We start from the raw sequence: 14,328 nt of genomic DNA on the forward strand, positions 1-14,328 counted from the left end.
CCGAATAATCCCCACAAAGTTATCCACAGAAATTGACGATATACCCAGAAACCCGCAGTCACCGGCCGGGGCGTCTGGTGTAGAACGCCGCACCCAGGCTCCGGACAGCGCCAAAGGCTTATGCTTGGCGGCTTGGTTGCCGCAGGTCCTGCCGTGCGGCGCCCGCGTTTTCAGGCCCCGCTTTCCCCGCATTCGCATGTCCCTCCCCGCCCACACCGTCCATGTCGCCGTCCAGACGCCGGCGCACAGCGCCGTGGGCGAGCTGCTGAGCTACACCTGCGACCAGCCCCTGGAGGCCGGCACCCTGGTGCGCGTGCCCCTGGGTCGCCGGGACCTGCTGGGCGTGGTCTGGGACGCCCCGCCCCGCCCCGCCGCCATGCCCGAAGGCGTGGAACTGCGCCCCGTCGCCGCAGTGCTTCAGGGCATTGCGCCGCTGCCGGCCGCCTGGCGCCGGCTGGTGGCCTTCGCCGCCTACTACTACCAGCGCAGCGTGGGCGAAATCGCCGTGACGGCCCTGCCCCCGCAACTGCGCGAGATGACGGCCGAGCAACTGGCGCGCCGGCTCAGGCCGACCAAGGCCGCGGCGAAGAGAGCGGCCAAGGCTGCAAAAGAGGAACAGGCGCCTGGCAGTGCGCCTGCATCAGCGCTCGCACCGGCCTCGGCCGCCGCAGACATTCCCCCCATCGTCCTCAGCGCCGAGCAGGCCGACGTCTTCACGCAGATCGCCGCCCATCCCGGCCCTTTTCTGCTCTTCGGCAGCACGGGCAGCGGCAAGACCGAGGTCTATCTGAGAGCCACCCAGGCAGCACTGGACGCCGACCCCGGCGCCCAAGTGCTGGTGATGGTGCCCGAGATCAACCTCACGCCCCAGCTGGAGCAGCGCTTCACGGAGCGCTTCGCGCCGCAGTACGGCGCCGACTGCGTGGTCAGCATGCACAGCGCAATGACCAACCCCCAGCGGCTCAAGAGCTGGCTGGCCGCGCACACCGGCGTGGCGCGCATCGTGCTGGGCACGCGCATGTCGGTCTTCGCCAGCCTGCCGGGCCTGTCGCTGATCGTGGTGGACGAGGAGCACGACGCCAGCTACAAGCAGCAGGAAGGCGCACGCTACTCGGCGCGCGACCTGGCCATCTGGCGTGCGCGCGATACCGGCGCCAAGGTCATCCTGGGCAGCGCCACGCCGTCGCTGGAGAGCTGGCACGCCAGCCGCCCGCCCAATGCCGACGAGCCGCAGGGCGGCCGCTACCTGCGCCTGCACATGCCCAGCCGCATCGGCGCGGCCGCCCTGCCGCGCGTGCGCCTGGTGGACATGGGCCAGCAGCCGCGCAAGGCCGTGTTCTCGCCGCCGCTGATCGATGCCATCACCGAGCGCGTGCAGCGCGGCGAGCAAAGCCTGGTGCTGCTCAACCGCCGCGGCTTCGCGCCCGTGCTGTTCTGCGCCGACTGCGGCTGGAAAAGCGACTGCCCGCACTGCAGCGCCCACCAGGTCTTCCACAAGGCGGACCGCACGCTGCGCTGCCACCACTGCGGCTACACCCAGCGCGTGCCCATGGCCTGCCCCGGCTGCGGCAATCCCGACATCCTGCCGCTGGGCAAGGGCACGGAGCAGTTGGAGGAAGAACTGGCCCGCCTGCTGCGCAATGTGCAGCGCCCCGACCGCGAGCCCGCCCGCGTGGCGCGCATCGACGCCGACACCACGCGCGCCAAGGGCGCGCTGGAGGAGCAACTGGCCCAGGTGCATGCGGGCGACATCGACGTGCTGGTGGGCACCCAGATGGTGGCCAAGGGCCATGACTTCCGGCGCATCACCCTGGTGGCCGCCGTGCAGCCCGACAGCGCTCTTTTCTCCAGCGACTACCGAGCGCCCGAGCGCCTGTTCAGCCTGCTGATGCAGGCCGCCGGCCGCGCAGGACGCGACGCGCACTACGTGGCCGCCCAGGGCAGCCACCCGGAGATGTGGATACAGACGCACGACCCGTCCCACCCCGTCTACACCGCGCTGCGCTCGCACGACTACCCGGCCTTCGCCGCGCGCCAGTTGCGCGAGCGGCGCGATGCGGGCATGCCGCCCTTCGCCTTCCAGGCCATCGTGCGGGCCGATGCGCGCACGCAGGAAGCCGCCCAGGCCTTCCTGTCCGCTGCGGCCGAGGCCGCCCGCCAGGCCGGCCTGCCCCATGTGGACGATGTCTTTCTCTACCCGCCCATTCCCATGTCCGTGCAGCGCGTGGCCAATGTGGAGCGCGCGCAGATGCTGATCGAGTCGACCCAGCGGCCCGCCCTGCTGCGCTTTCTCTGGGCCTGGCAGGCGCACCTGCACTGGATCAGGGCACAGCCCGGGCACCGCGCCCTGGTGCGCTGGCTGGTAGACGTGGACCCGCTGGCCATCTGAGCGTGGCACGGCCTTTGGAACGGCCCCAAAAAACCTCAAGCCTTTCAGGCCTTGGGCGCAATCCCGCAAAGCGTTCACCGCTCCTTTTTCGGAAGCGCTTTTAGCGCATTCGCCGCGCGGCTCCCATCGGGATTTGCGCTGATGCAGGCGGGGCATGTTTATTGCATCGTGCCGCATTCAGCCCACAAGGCTGGATCATTCAATGCCTTTCCAGGAGCGATACATGCCGTTCACCCCCTTCCGTATGACCTTGATGGCCGTCGCGCTTGCGCTGGCAGGCTGCGCGTCCCAGCCCGGCGCCAGCCAGGCCCCCGCAGCCGCAGCGCCCGCCACGGCCGCCGCCCCTGCACCCGCTCCCACCGCACAGGCCGGCAAGCCCAACGTGGTCGTCCTGGCCACGGGCGGCACCATTGCCGGCGCGGGCGCCAGCGCCGTCAACAGCGCCACCTACACGGCCGCCAAGGTGCCCGTGGACAAGCTGCTGGCCGGCCTGCCCGAGCTGAGCAACATCGCCAACGTGTCCGGCGAGCAGGTCTTCCAGATCGCCTCCGAGAGCTTCACCAACAAGGAACTGCTGACGCTGGCCCGCCGCGTCAACGAGCTGGCCAAGCAGCCTGGCGTGGACGGCATCGTCGTCACCCACGGCACGGACACACTGGAGGAAACCGGCTACTTCCTGAACCTGGTGGTGCCCACCGACAAGCCCATCGTCATGGTCGGCTCCATGCGCCCCGGCACGGCCATCTCGGCCGACGGCGCGCTGAACCTGCTGGGCGCCGTGGCTACGGCCGCGTCCAAGGACTCGGCGGGCAAGGGCGTGCTGGTCAGCATGAACGACAACATCGACTCCGCGCGCGATGTCGCCAAGCTCACCAACATCAAGACCAATGCCTTCGCCAGCCAGTGGGGCCCGCTGGGCATGGTGGTCGAGGGCAAGACCTACTGGTTCCGCGCCCCCGTCAAGCGCCACACCAGGGGCAGCGAGTTCAACATCGAGCAGATCACCGACCTGCCCGCCGTGGACATCGTCTATGGCTACGGCAACGTGCCCGCCACGGCCATCGACGCGCTGGGCAAGGCCGGCGTCAAGGCCATCGTGCATGCAGGCACGGGCAATGGCTCGGTGGCCGACCGCATCGTGCCCAAGCTCAACGAACTGCGCCAAAAGGGCGTGATCGTGGTGCGCAGCTCGCGCGTGCCGGCCGGCTTCGTGCTGCGCAATGCCGAGCAGCCCGATGACAAGTACGACTGGGTCGTCGCCCATGACCTGAACCCGCAGAAGGCGCGCCTGCTGGCGGCCGTGGCCCTGACCAAGACGCAGGACACGAAGCAGCTGCAGCGCATCTTCTGGGAGTACTGATAAAGCACCCCCTGAGGCGCTGGCGCGCCTTCCCCCTCTCTACTTGCTTCGCAAGGGAGGGGGACGACACCCTTGCTGCGGGGCGGCCCTTGCTCGGTGTCCCTCGCTTTGGGCCGCGCCGGTTTTTGCAGCCTCGTCCCAAGCCCCGTTCGCGGGGCTTTTTCTATTGCCGCTGGCTAGTTCGATGTGAACAGCGGGGTGAGGGGGCCTTGGGCGATGTGGCAGTGCGCTTGTTCCAGGGCCTGGGCGAAGGCGTCGGAGCGCAGGTAGGCGTATTCCACGGCGCGCTGGGCGCCTATGGCATCGCCCTGGACGGGGGCGGTGGCGGGGTGGCACATCATGAGGCTGCCGGGCTGCAGCTGGGCCAGCCATTGGGCCATGTGGCGGCCATAGCCTTCGGGCGTGGGCTGGTCGAAGGCGTAGACGCCGCCGAAGCCGTGGTTGAGCGGCACGCCCTGGCGGCGCAGGCGGCGGGTGGTGGTCCAGCCGCCCAGCAGGGCGATGATGGCGGCCTTGGGGTCGCGCCAGAGCTGGCCGGCCGGGGTGGTGGAGCGGACCCAGGGCAGGTCGTCGGCGTTGTCGCCATAGCGCTGGCGCAATTCCTGCACCAGCGCGGCGCGCACGCCGGGGAGCTGGTGCACGTGCTGGTGGCCGTCGATGAAGTCGGGGGCCATGCCCAGCGCGTCCTCGAAGGCGTCGAGCTGGCGGCGCCAGGCGTCGCGCATGGCGGCGCCGCCGAGTGCGCCGGCATAGGCGCGCGCGATCACGGCACCGATGCCGGCGGCGGGCTGCAGGCCGTGGCCTTCGGTCAGGTTGAAGTGCAGGCCCAGCGACAGGCGCGGGCGCAGCGCGGGCAGGCGCCTGGCGGCCTGCCTCCAGTGCGGCGAGGTGGTCATGCAGCTGGTGGCCGACAGCCGGCCCTGCAGCGTGAGCTGCTCCACGGCTTCATCGACCAGGGGGTGCAGCGCATAGTCGTCGGCGCACAGGACGACGGTTCTGGCCGAGGCCTTCTCCCCGTTGTTTCTGGCAGGTACGGTGTTCATGAGGATTCCTTGCGGCCGGGGGCCGCAAAGGCCCAGAACTTGGCGAAGACGAAGGTGCCCACCGCCACCAGCACCAGCACCAGGGCCAGGCTCCAGAAATAGTGCCAGTGCAGCCAGTGCAGGGCCACCCAGTACAGCAGCTCGTTGGCCACGAAGGAGGCGCAGGCCACGGCGAAGTACTTGCCGGCCACGGCCCAGCCTTGCGCCCCGGCCTGCACGAAGGTGAACAGCGCATGGCCGTTGTAGCTGACCACGAAGGCCACGAGAAAGGCCAGCACGTTGGCATGCAGCGGCGCCATGCCCACCCGTTGCACCAGCAGGGCGACCACGGCCAGGTGCGTGGCGGCCGCGCAGCCCCCTACCAGCACGAACTGCAGCGCCTGCGGCAGGCGGCGCAGCTGTGCGATCACGTCGTGCATGGCTAGTCCCGTGGCGCCAGCGGGCTGCGGTCTTCGTCGCGCGCCAGCAGGTAGGTGGGACGGCGCTTGACCTCGTCATAGATCCGGCCGATGTACTCGCCCAGGATGCCGATGGACATCAGCTGCACGCCCGAGAACAGCATGATGCTGGCCGCCAGCGTGGGCCAGCCGTCCAGCGGGTTGCCGAAGATCAGCGTCTCCATGGTGATCCACAGGCCGTAGAGCAGGGCCGCCAGCGAGATGATCCCGCCCACCACGCTCCATACGCGCAGCGGCAAGGTGGTGAACGAGGTCAGCCCCAGCAGGGCCAGCGAGCCCAGGCGCCGGAAATTGAAGCTGGACGCCCCGGCCGTGCGGTCGGCCGGCACGAACGGCAGGGCCGCGGCCTTGAAGCCCACCCAGGCGTACAGGCCCTTCATGAAGCGGTGGCTCTCCGGCAGGGCCTTGAGCGCGTCGGCCACGCAGCGGTCCAGCCAGCGGAAGTCGCCGGCATTGGGCGGGATCTTCACCAGGTTGCCGGCATTCATGAGCCGGTAGAACAGGTTGGTGCCCACGCGCTTGGCGCCGCTTTCGGCGCCCCGGTCGGCGATCACGCCATAGACCATGTCGTAGCCGGACTGCCACAGCTCGCACATCTGGGGCAGCATCTCCAGCGGATGCTGGAAGTCGGCGTCGATCAGCACCACGGCGTTGCCGCGCGCATGGTCTATGCCGGCCGACAGCGCCGCCTCCTTGCCGAAGTTGCGCGACAGCGCCAGATAGCGCACGGGCAGTTCCTGGGCCATGCGCAGCGCGATCTCGTGCGTGGCGTCACGGCTGCCGTCGTTGACGACGATCAGCTCGTAGTCGGGTGTCAGCGTGCGCACCGTCGCGTCCAGGGCGCGCAGGAACGCCTCCAGGTTGCCCTCTTCATTGTGGGCTGGCACCACGCAGCTCAGCCGCAGCGGGGGGCGCGGCAGCATCCCCTTGGGAGCGGCCGGAGCAATGTCAGCATGCAATTCGGTCATAGGCCAGCATTGTCAGCGGGCTGGCTGCCCGCGCGCGGCAACACGTCAAAAACCGCATAGGCATAGGGACTGGGCCGAGGAAAACGCCAGCCCGAGCGTTGCACCGTGAGCACACGCGCCTCCTGCGGCAGGCCCAGCTTCGCCAGCCAGGCCTGCGCCTGCTGCTCGCAGTCGCGCGATTTCGCGGTCGGGCCGGGCTCGCTGGCCACCGGGCCGCGCGGGCACAGCAGCAGCCCGGGCTGCTGGCGCCAGTCCGGCAGCGCCAGCACGCGCGCATATTCGCTGTCGGGCAGGCCGGGAATGGTGCGCAGATGCGGCTGGGCATAGAAAGACAGCATGGCGTTTTCCGCCCAGTCGCCGCCCACCCACTGCAGCGGCTGCTGCGGGTGGCGCTGGTTCCAGGACAGCACGATGGCCTGCGCCGCATCGGCCGCGGGGCGGTAGTAGTCGGAGCTGCTCTTGCGCGCATTGCCCCAACCCGCGGCCACGCCAATCACCAGCACCACGGCCAGGCTAGGCCACCAGGCGCGGCGCAGCGCGGCCAGGGCGGCCTGCGTCACGGCGGGCGCCTCGGCGTCCAGGTTGCGCAGCCACAGCAGCACGAAGGCATAGCCGATGGGAATGGCCCAGGGCGTGGACAGCTCCACCACGCCGGTGGCGCCAAAGCCCAGCGTCGCAAGCCAGGGCATGAGGGCCAGCCAGAACAGCGTGTCGCCGCGCCCCTGCCAGCACCAGCTGCGGCGCAGGAAACGCGCACTCCAGCGCAGCCAGCCGCCGCCTTGCTGGCGGGCCTGCATGAAGCCATACACCAGGCACACGGCCAGCCAGGCCGGCAGCCAGTAGAAGATGGGCGCCAGCGCAAAGCGCAGCACATAGCCCCACACCACCTGCCCGCCGCCCTGGTCCATGGCATAGCCCAGCGTCACCCACTGGTGGTGGGCAATCCAGGCCACATGCGGCGCCAGCGCCAGGCCAAAGGCTGCCAGCGCCACGTAGGGCCGAGGAGTGAGCAGCCACTGGCACCCTTCACGCACCAGGAAGATGGGCAGCAGGAAACCGGCCAGGAACACGCCGCTGTAGTACTTGCTGAGCATGCAGGCGGCCGAGACCACGCCCAGCGCCACGCTGAAGGCCAGGCCGCGCGCCCCCTTTTCCTGCCAGCTGGCCAGCAGCAGGGCCGCCGCCCAGGGCCACAGGGACAGCAGCTGGCTGTTGGCGTTGAACTTGCCGGCCAGCGTCGTATACGGAAAGCACCACAGCAACAGGGCCGCGCCCAGCGGCGCCAGGCGCGCCAGCCCCAGGCGCCTGCCCAGCACGTAGACGCCCCAGATGCCCACGCCCACGTTGGCATAGGACAGCAGGCGATAAAAGCCGTCGTTCTGCGGGAACACCATGAACCACAGGCCGACCACCCAGGCGAAGAACGGCGGGTGCTTGTGCGTGCCCAGCTGCAGCGGCTGGGCCCAGGCATAGTTCTCCAGCATGTCGTGGTAGCCGTCCAGATTGCCATTGGCCAGCCAGGACACCAGGGCCCAGAGCAGGCAGGCCAGCGTCACCATCCAGAGCAGGGCCGCGCCCGTGGGAACGCCTGCCGGGGCAGAGGGGGAGGATTTCATGCGATCCCGTCGAGGAGGTGAAAAAACATGGGCGGGATTGTAGTGAGCACCAGCATGCCCGTGCGGCCCGGGCCTGCCGCTCAGGTGTGCCCGGAGCCTGCTCAGGTCATCAGCGCCACGGCGCCCGAGAAGCTCAGGAAGGCCAACACCGTGGACACCAGGATGATGCGGGCCACGCGCCCGCCGTGCGCCCCGAAGCGCTCAGTCAGAAGCGAGACATTGCTGGCGCTGGGCAGCGCGGCCAGCAGCACCAGCGCCACAAAGGCCTCTTCGCCGAGCGGCAGGCCCAGCGCCATGGCCGCGCGGGCCACGGCCCAGACCAGCAGCGGGTGGACCAGCAGCTTGGCCAGCGCAATGGGCACGTAGTCGCGCGCGGCCACGCGCTCGTGGCTGTTCATCTGCGAGCGCGCCAGCACGGCGCCAATGGTGAACAGCGCCACGGGCGATGCCGCGCCCGCCAGCATGGCCACGGTGCGGTCGATGGGACCGGGCAGCGTCCAGCCTGCCGCCGAGGCCACGCCACCCAGCACGATGGCCCAGGGCATGGGATTGGCGGCCATGCCGGCAAACGCCCTGCGCAGCGCCACGGACACGCCATGCCCGCCCGGCAGCCCCAGGCGCGACAGCGCAATGCACAGCGAGGTGGTCACCACCATGTCGATGGCCATGGTGACGATGACCGGGCCCGCCGCACGCTCGCCCAGCAGCGCCACCAGCATGGGCACGCCCATGAATCCGGTATTGGGAAAGGCCGCCACCAGCGCGCCAAAGGCTGCATCGTTCCAGCCCACGCGCCGCACGGTCAGCGCCACGGTGGCGCCCACCATCAGCAGCGCGCACAGCAGGTAGACCACAGAGACGCCCACATCCAGCAGCTGGGCAATCGGCGTCTGCGCGCCAAAGCGGAACAGCATGCAGGGCAGCGCGAAATACAGCACAAAGGCGTTGAGCCCCGGTATCGCCGCCTGCGGCAGCACGCCACGCCAGGTAGCCGCAAAGCCGCAGGCCACAAGCGCGAAGAAGGGAAAGGTGATCAGCAGGACGGACAGCACGCGGCGATTCTGGCAGCAAGCCGGTGCCGCTGCCGCGCACCCGTGTCACCGCGCGGACGCCGGGCGAAAAAAAACCTGCCGGAATCCGCATCCGGCAGGTCGGGCGTAAGCGCAACAAGCGCGTGCGCTTACAGCGCCAGGTCCTTCTCGACGTCCTGCACCTTGCGGCGGGCCAGCGCCAGATTGGAGCGGCTCTTGTCCAGCACCAGGTAGAAGAACACGCCTTCATGGGCGGCCACGGGCCGGATGATGTGGTACTGGTGCGTCAGGGTGATCAGGATGTCGTCAATGGCGTCATCGAGCTTGAGCATGCGCATGGTCTTGAGCTTGGCGCGCACCACCTCCGTGTTGCCGGCAGCGGCCAGCTCCATGTCGAGGCCGGAGCCCACGCTGCCCATGAGCATGCCGCTGGTGCTGTCCACCAGGGCCGCGCACAGGGCGCCATCGATGCCCAGCAGGCCGTTCAGAGAATCATGTATCGAAGCCATATGCCACCTTTTCAAATAGCAAGGGCAGGCTGTGCGATGGACCACCGCGCCCGCTCCTCGGGGGAAGAAAACCAAACTTCTGCAGCGGATGCCGCGGATCAGGAACGGGACAGTTCGGAGGCCACTTCGCCCGCCGCCCACAGCGCGCGGCCCAGCAGGGCGCTTTGATCGACCACCATGCACAGGATGGCCGGCTGGTTGCCGGCCACGGCCTGGAAGAGGACGGTGCCCAACTCGGTCTCGAAGGTCAGCCGCCGGCAGGACTTGTGGCCTATCTCGGTGGCCACGGCCCTGGCCATGGCCATGAGCGAGCCCGCCATGGCCGACAGGCGCTCCGTCGGCAGTTCGCTCCTGACCCGCAGGGAGGTGATCTCGAAGCCGTCAGGCGTGCACAGCAAGGCGATGTGCACGCCCTCCAGGGGCGCCACCACGCGGTGGAGCACATCGCTGCCAGCTTCGATCAGAGAGGGAGGAATCCGGGGAAGCGTTGGTGTCTTCATACCTGACTTTGCAAGGAAAGCAAGGAAACGAGCACCCCCAGCGCATCCAGCAACTGCTGCCGGTCACGGGGGTCCGCCTGGATGACAGGCACTATACCGTGACCTCTGTCCGCCAAGGCGCTGCTGAATGCTTCCTGCTGTTGCTCGCTGGCATCACGGCAACTGACCACCACCACCAGCGGCCCGGATTCCAGAGAGGCGATCTCGGCCAGGCACTGCGCCGCGTAGTCCGGTGCGCTGGCGTCGCAGACATCCACCATCAGCAGCACGCCCACCGAGGCATTGAGCACCCAGCGGCGCACGAAGTCGAAGCGTTCCTGCCCCGGGCTGCCCACCAGCTGCAGCCGCTCTCCACCGCCCAGGTCGATCTCGCCGAACTCGGCACCCACCGTGGTGAACTCCTTGGAATGGGAGGCCCGGTCCAGATTGGGCACATCCGCCGCCGCCATCAACGCGCCGCACAGGCTGCGCAGGGCCGTGGTCTTGCCTATGCCCATGGGGCCCACCAGGCTCACCCGTACCAACCCGGCAGCAGGCTGCGCGTTCATCCACAGGCTCATGCCACTCCTCCGCGCCGGATCCAGCCGGCCAGCTTCTGCACCCACTGGCGCGGCAGCCCGGCCACCGCGGCAGGCGCCTGTGCGCGGCTGCCGCGCAGCGGCGGGAGATCGTTTTCGCGCGCGGGCCGCAGGCTGCACTCCAGCAGGCTGCGCAGCCGGGGATGGCGCAGCAGTTCGGCCACGGCGCGGGCCTGCATGCCGCTGTGCTCGCACAACAGGGCCACCTCCATGGGGCCACGGCACAGCATGGCCAGGGCACGCAGGCATTCGGAGTTGTTCCACGGCGCGGGCAGCGCCACCCAGGCCTTGAGCTGGAAGCGGTAGCGGCAGTCCACGCCCTGCTGCTGCAGATCGTCCAGCGCCCGCGCCAGCGTATGCGACGTCGCCACCTGCTGGCGCACCGTCCAGTCCATGAGGAAAACGGCCGCCCGGTCCAGCATGTCGATCAGGTCGGACAGCGTGAAATTCATGTCCAGATAGGTGGCCAGTCGCTGCTGCGTGCGCTCCAGGTGCTGTCCCTGGGGCACTCCACCCACGTAGACCACGCAGGGCATCCACCCTGCAGCCTCGGGCGCGGGCATGTTGCCATCGACGACCAGCACCTGGGCGCTGACCAGGGGCACCTGCCGCCAGCCGCGCAGCGACTTGCGGGACGCCACGGCGAACAATGCCTCGAAACGCTGCTTGAGCAGAGGAGACCACAGCTCGGCAGCCAGGCCGATCTCGTCTGTAGTGCGAGCCATCTTTGACACCTCACCGGATAGGAACTGAAATGGACAAACCAGATTCGCCCGTGACAGAACATCGGCGAAGACTGATATTTTGGATAGTTTTTACACATTACTCACTTGATTTAATGTGAACTTTTCTATTTAGACCAACGCCGCCACAGTGCGGACCAGAGTGGCCGCGAGATTTGTCGCCGAATTCCAAGGGTGCTTACACCTGGCCTGATGGCCACGATCCCCGAAGCGGTATGCTCCCGCTTCCCTCACTTTCACGCCTTTCCCCGCGCAACGCACCCATGTCCGCAGGACTCAATCTGGCCCAGCTCCAGGCCGTCCACTACACCGAAGGCCCCTGCCTGGTTCTGGCCGGCGCGGGCTCGGGCAAGACACGCGTGATCACGCACAAGATCGGGCGCCTGATCGAGATGGGCATGGCGCCGCGCCGCATCGCGGCCATCACCTTCACCAACAAGGCCGCAGCCGAAATGCGCGAGCGCGCGGCCGGCCTCATCGGCCGCCAGGCCAAGGACGTGCTGGTGTGCACCTTCCACGCCCTGGGCGTGCGCATGGTGCGCGAGGACGGCCATGTGCTGGGCCTCAAGCCCCAGTTCAGCATCCTGGACGCCGACGACGTGACGGGCATCCTCAAGGACTGCTCGGGCGGCACCACCGACCTGGCCACGGCGCGCCAGTGGCAGTGGACCATCAGCAACTGGAAGAACGCCGGCTGGGACAGCCGCAAGGCCCTGGCCATGGCCCAGGACGACAACGAGCGCAGCACGGCGCTGATCATGCAGCGCTACGAAGAGCGCCTGACCGCCTACCAGAGCGTGGATTTCGACGACCTGATCGGCATGCCCATGCGCCTGCTCAAGAACCACATCGAGGTGCGCGAGAAATGGCAGCGCCTGCTGGGCCATGTGCTGGTGGACGAATACCAGGACACCAACGCCACGCAGTACGAGCTGCTCAAGATGCTGGTGGGCAGCCGCGCCCACTTCACCGCCGTGGGCGACGACGACCAGAGCATCTACGGCTGGCGCGGCGCCACGCTGGACAACCTCAAGAAGCTGCCGGTGGAGTTCCCGCAGCTCAAGGTGATCAAGCTGGAGCAGAACTACCGCTCCACCTCGGCCATCCTGCGCGCGGCCAACAACGTCATCCAGCCCAACCCCAAGCTCTATCCGAAGACGCTGTTCTCGGAGCTGGGCGAGGGCGAGCCCGTGCGCATCGTGGACTGCGACACCGAGGAGCACGAGGCCGAGCGCGCCGTCGCCCGCATCCAGAGCCTGCGCGCGGCCAGCAACCCGCCGCCGGACTGGAAGGATTTCGCCATCCTCTACCGAGCAAACCACCAGGCCAAGCCCTTCGAGAAGGCCTTGCGCAAGGCCAGCATTCCCTACAAGGTCTCGGGCGGCACCAGCTTCTTCGACCGCGCCGAGATCAAGGACCTGTGCGCCTGGTTCCGGCTGTGGATCAACAACGACGACGACCCCGCCTTCCTGCGCGCCATCGGCACGCCCAGGCGCGGCATAGGCCACACCACGCTGGGCAAGCTGGGCGAGTTTTCCTCGCAGCACAAGCTCAGCATGTTCGGCGCCCTGTTCGCGCACATGCTGGAAGCGGCCCTGCCCAAGAAGGCGCATGACAGCCTGCTGGAGTTCGGCCGCTACATCAACGACCTCGAATACCGCGCCCGCCACACGCTGGGCGCCGAGCAGTCGCGCGGCTTCATGCTCGACTGGCTCAAGGAGATCGGCTACGAGCAGTACCTCTACGACAGCGAGGACAGCGAATCGGTCGCCGCCGCGCGCTGGAGCAACGTGCTGGAGTTCTGCGACTGGATGGCCCAGCGCGCCGGCGGCCAGATCGAGGACGCGGCGGGCACGACCACGCACACCGAGGTCAAGAGCCTGCTGGAAGTGGCACGCAACATCGCCCTGCTGTCCACCATCAGCGAGCGCGAGAAGGAGCAGGACATGGTCATCCTGTCCACCCTGCATGCCTCCAAGGGCCTGGAATGGCCGCATGTGATGCTGGTGGGCGTGACCGAGGGCATGCTGCCCTTCAAGCTCGACGACGACAACGGCCGCCAGCAGAAGGTCAGCGACGAAACCGCCCAGCGCCTGCAGGAAGAGCGCCGCCTCATGTACGTGGGCATCACGCGCGCCCGGCGCTCGCTGGCCGTGAGCTGGACCAAGCGCCGCAAGAAGGGGCGCGAGATGGTCTCCACCCTGCCCAGCCGCTTCATCAAGGAAATGGGCCTGGACGCCGCCACCTCGCGCGAGGACCCGCGCGAGAAGCTGCGCCAGCTGCGCGCAGAGTTCGCCCTCAAGGCGCAGCAGTCCACGCCCGCCGACTCCTGATTCCAGAAAGACACCGCATGCGTTTTTACCGCCCCGTTCTCAGCCTGGCGCTGGTGGCCGTGACCACCGCCTGCTCCAGCACGGACCTGCAGACCACCACCCGGCCCACCCTCCAGGCCGCGCCCAAGGCCGCCCGCGCTGCCACCGCCCTGCCACACGCCCCATGCCCCGGCGACGAGGAGATGAAGGACAGCCAGCTGCAGGGCGAATGGACGGGAACCGTCGAAGGCCAGTCCCAGCCCGTGCGCCTGCAGTTGGGGCCGCACCCCCAGTGGAAGGGCAACGTCAAGGGCACGATTGCGCGCGGCACAGACACCCGCCCCATGGTCGGCGACGTGGCCGATGACCACATCACGCTGGAAGAAAGCGCCGACGGCAAGCGCATCACCGCCACCTGGCTGGGCGATGTCGTCGAAGGCAGCTGCGCCCGCGAGATCCGCGGCAACTTCATCGAAAGCGACGATGCGGCGCCCCGGCCCTTCGTGCTGCGCAAGCTCGCGCCGTGACCGGCCCCCGAGCCTGCACACGAGCCCCCTGCCCCCTCTTCACGCATTACCCCTTACTCTTCGCTCCTTCCATCACCGGACCCAAGCCATGACGACTCCTACACACCTGGATCGCCGCAAGCGCCCAAGCCGCACGCCGACACCCCTGCAGTGGGCCCTGGCCATGGGACTGGGCGCCACGCCCTGGCTCGGCGCCCAGGCGCAGAGCGCGCCCCGCCCCCTGTCCGAGGACGCCTGGCGCCAGTGCGCCGCCACCACGGACAACCAGTCTCGCCTGGCCTGCTTCGACACCTG

Annotated in this window: 13 protein-coding genes and 1 pseudogene; 5 read left to right on the top strand and 9 right to left on the bottom strand. The window is 68.6% G+C overall.

Features of this window, described 5'->3' with window-relative positions; translation table 11 throughout:
* Nucleotides 1-196 precede the first annotated feature (196 nt).
* Nucleotides 197-2,389: a primosomal protein N' gene (priA, locus tag INR38_RS20315; RefSeq protein WP_207444385.1), complete on the top strand. Its 2,193-nt coding sequence runs from the start codon at nt 197-199 to the stop codon at nt 2,387-2,389.
* Between the two features lie 223 nt (nt 2,390-2,612).
* Nucleotides 2,613-3,749 (top strand): asparaginase, encoded by a 1,137-nt coding sequence (locus tag INR38_RS20320; RefSeq protein ID WP_013800315.1) that lies wholly within the window; start codon nt 2,613-2,615, stop codon nt 3,747-3,749.
* Nucleotides 3,750-3,925: 176 nt separating this feature from the next.
* On the opposite strand, the gene INR38_RS20325 is transcribed toward INR38_RS20320, so the two are convergent.
* From INR38_RS20325 to INR38_RS20365, 9 genes are all read right to left on the bottom strand, one after another.
* The gene (locus INR38_RS20325; protein ID WP_043824320.1) at nt 3,926-4,792 is read right to left on the bottom strand and encodes a ChbG/HpnK family deacetylase; all 867 of its coding nucleotides are present in this window, start codon (nt 4,790-4,792) and stop codon (nt 3,926-3,928) included.
* Nucleotides 4,789-5,211 carry a GtrA family protein gene (locus INR38_RS20330; protein WP_012202494.1) on the bottom strand — a complete coding sequence of 141 codons (423 nt, stop codon included), beginning with the start codon at nt 5,209-5,211 and terminating at the stop codon, nt 4,789-4,791. Before INR38_RS20330 ends, INR38_RS20325 begins: the two co-directional genes overlap by 4 nt.
* Nucleotides 5,212-5,213: 2 nt before the next feature.
* On the bottom strand, nt 5,214-6,218 hold the full coding sequence (locus tag INR38_RS20335; RefSeq protein WP_012202493.1) for a glycosyltransferase family 2 protein: 1,005 nt from the start codon (nt 6,216-6,218) through the stop codon (nt 5,214-5,216).
* Entirely contained in the window at nt 6,215-7,834 is a 1,620-nt protein-coding gene (locus INR38_RS20340) for a glycosyltransferase family 39 protein (protein ID WP_207444384.1), read from the bottom strand. Before INR38_RS20340 ends, INR38_RS20335 begins: the two co-directional genes overlap by 4 nt.
* Before the next feature lie 101 nt (nt 7,835-7,935).
* A complete protein-coding gene (locus tag INR38_RS20345) occupies nt 7,936-8,886 on the bottom strand; it encodes an AEC family transporter (protein WP_012202491.1) in 951 nt (316 codons plus the stop codon).
* A gap of 128 nt (nt 8,887-9,014) precedes the next feature.
* Entirely contained in the window at nt 9,015-9,374 is a 360-nt protein-coding gene (locus tag INR38_RS20350; RefSeq protein WP_012202490.1) for a hypothetical protein, read from the bottom strand.
* Between the two features lie 98 nt (nt 9,375-9,472).
* Entirely contained in the window at nt 9,473-9,874 is a 402-nt protein-coding gene (locus tag INR38_RS20355; protein ID WP_012202489.1) for a roadblock/LC7 domain-containing protein, read from the bottom strand.
* On the bottom strand, nt 9,871-10,434 hold the full coding sequence (locus INR38_RS20360; RefSeq protein WP_043824315.1) for a GTPase: 564 nt from the start codon (nt 10,432-10,434) through the stop codon (nt 9,871-9,873). The genes INR38_RS20355 and INR38_RS20360 overlap by 4 nt, the downstream gene beginning before the upstream one ends.
* Nucleotides 10,431-11,177: a hypothetical protein gene (locus tag INR38_RS20365; protein ID WP_043824313.1), complete on the bottom strand. Its 747-nt coding sequence runs from the start codon at nt 11,175-11,177 to the stop codon at nt 10,431-10,433. The genes INR38_RS20360 and INR38_RS20365 overlap by 4 nt, the downstream gene beginning before the upstream one ends.
* A 281-nt stretch (nt 11,178-11,458) precedes the next feature.
* Between INR38_RS20365 and INR38_RS20370 the strand changes: the two genes are divergently transcribed.
* The 3 genes and pseudogenes from INR38_RS20370 to INR38_RS20380 all read left to right on the top strand — a co-directional run.
* A complete protein-coding gene (locus tag INR38_RS20370; RefSeq protein WP_043780446.1) occupies nt 11,459-13,528 on the top strand; it encodes a UvrD-helicase domain-containing protein in 2,070 nt (689 codons plus the stop codon).
* Nucleotides 13,529-13,545: 17 nt separating this feature from the next.
* Nucleotides 13,546-14,034, top strand: a complete 489-nt coding sequence (locus INR38_RS20375) for a hypothetical protein (protein ID WP_207444383.1) — start codon at nt 13,546-13,548, stop codon at nt 14,032-14,034.
* A gap of 88 nt (nt 14,035-14,122) precedes the next feature.
* A pseudogene (locus INR38_RS20380) lies at nt 14,123-14,328 on the top strand (phospholipase); the annotation flags it as partial.

The sequence above is a fragment of the Delftia sp. SD018 genome (assembly GCF_017355445.1).
Classification (GTDB): Bacteria; Pseudomonadota; Gammaproteobacteria; order Burkholderiales; family Burkholderiaceae_C; genus Comamonas; species Comamonas acidovorans.

Excerpts from the sequence above, each read along its gene's own strand:
- priA (WP_207444385.1), top strand. The coding sequence starts at position 197 with ATGTCCCTCCCCGCCCACACCGTCCATGTCGCCGTCCAGACGCCGGCG.
- INR38_RS20320 (WP_013800315.1), top strand. The coding sequence starts at position 2,613 with ATGCCGTTCACCCCCTTCCGTATGACCTTGATGGCCGTCGCGCTTGCG.
- INR38_RS20325 (WP_043824320.1), bottom strand. The coding sequence starts at position 4,792 with ATGAACACCGTACCTGCCAGAAACAACGGGGAGAAGGCCTCGGCCAGA.
- INR38_RS20330 (WP_012202494.1), bottom strand. The coding sequence starts at position 5,211 with ATGCACGACGTGATCGCACAGCTGCGCCGCCTGCCGCAGGCGCTGCAG.
- INR38_RS20335 (WP_012202493.1), bottom strand. The coding sequence starts at position 6,218 with ATGACCGAATTGCATGCTGACATTGCTCCGGCCGCTCCCAAGGGGATG.
- INR38_RS20340 (WP_207444384.1), bottom strand. The coding sequence starts at position 7,834 with ATGAAATCCTCCCCCTCTGCCCCGGCAGGCGTTCCCACGGGCGCGGCC.
- INR38_RS20350 (WP_012202490.1), bottom strand. The coding sequence starts at position 9,374 with ATGGCTTCGATACATGATTCTCTGAACGGCCTGCTGGGCATCGATGGC.
- INR38_RS20355 (WP_012202489.1), bottom strand. The coding sequence starts at position 9,874 with ATGAAGACACCAACGCTTCCCCGGATTCCTCCCTCTCTGATCGAAGCT.
- INR38_RS20360 (WP_043824315.1), bottom strand. The coding sequence starts at position 10,434 with ATGAGCCTGTGGATGAACGCGCAGCCTGCTGCCGGGTTGGTACGGGTG.
- INR38_RS20365 (WP_043824313.1), bottom strand. The coding sequence starts at position 11,177 with ATGGCTCGCACTACAGACGAGATCGGCCTGGCTGCCGAGCTGTGGTCT.
- INR38_RS20370 (WP_043780446.1), top strand. The coding sequence starts at position 11,459 with ATGTCCGCAGGACTCAATCTGGCCCAGCTCCAGGCCGTCCACTACACC.
- INR38_RS20375 (WP_207444383.1), top strand. The coding sequence starts at position 13,546 with ATGCGTTTTTACCGCCCCGTTCTCAGCCTGGCGCTGGTGGCCGTGACC.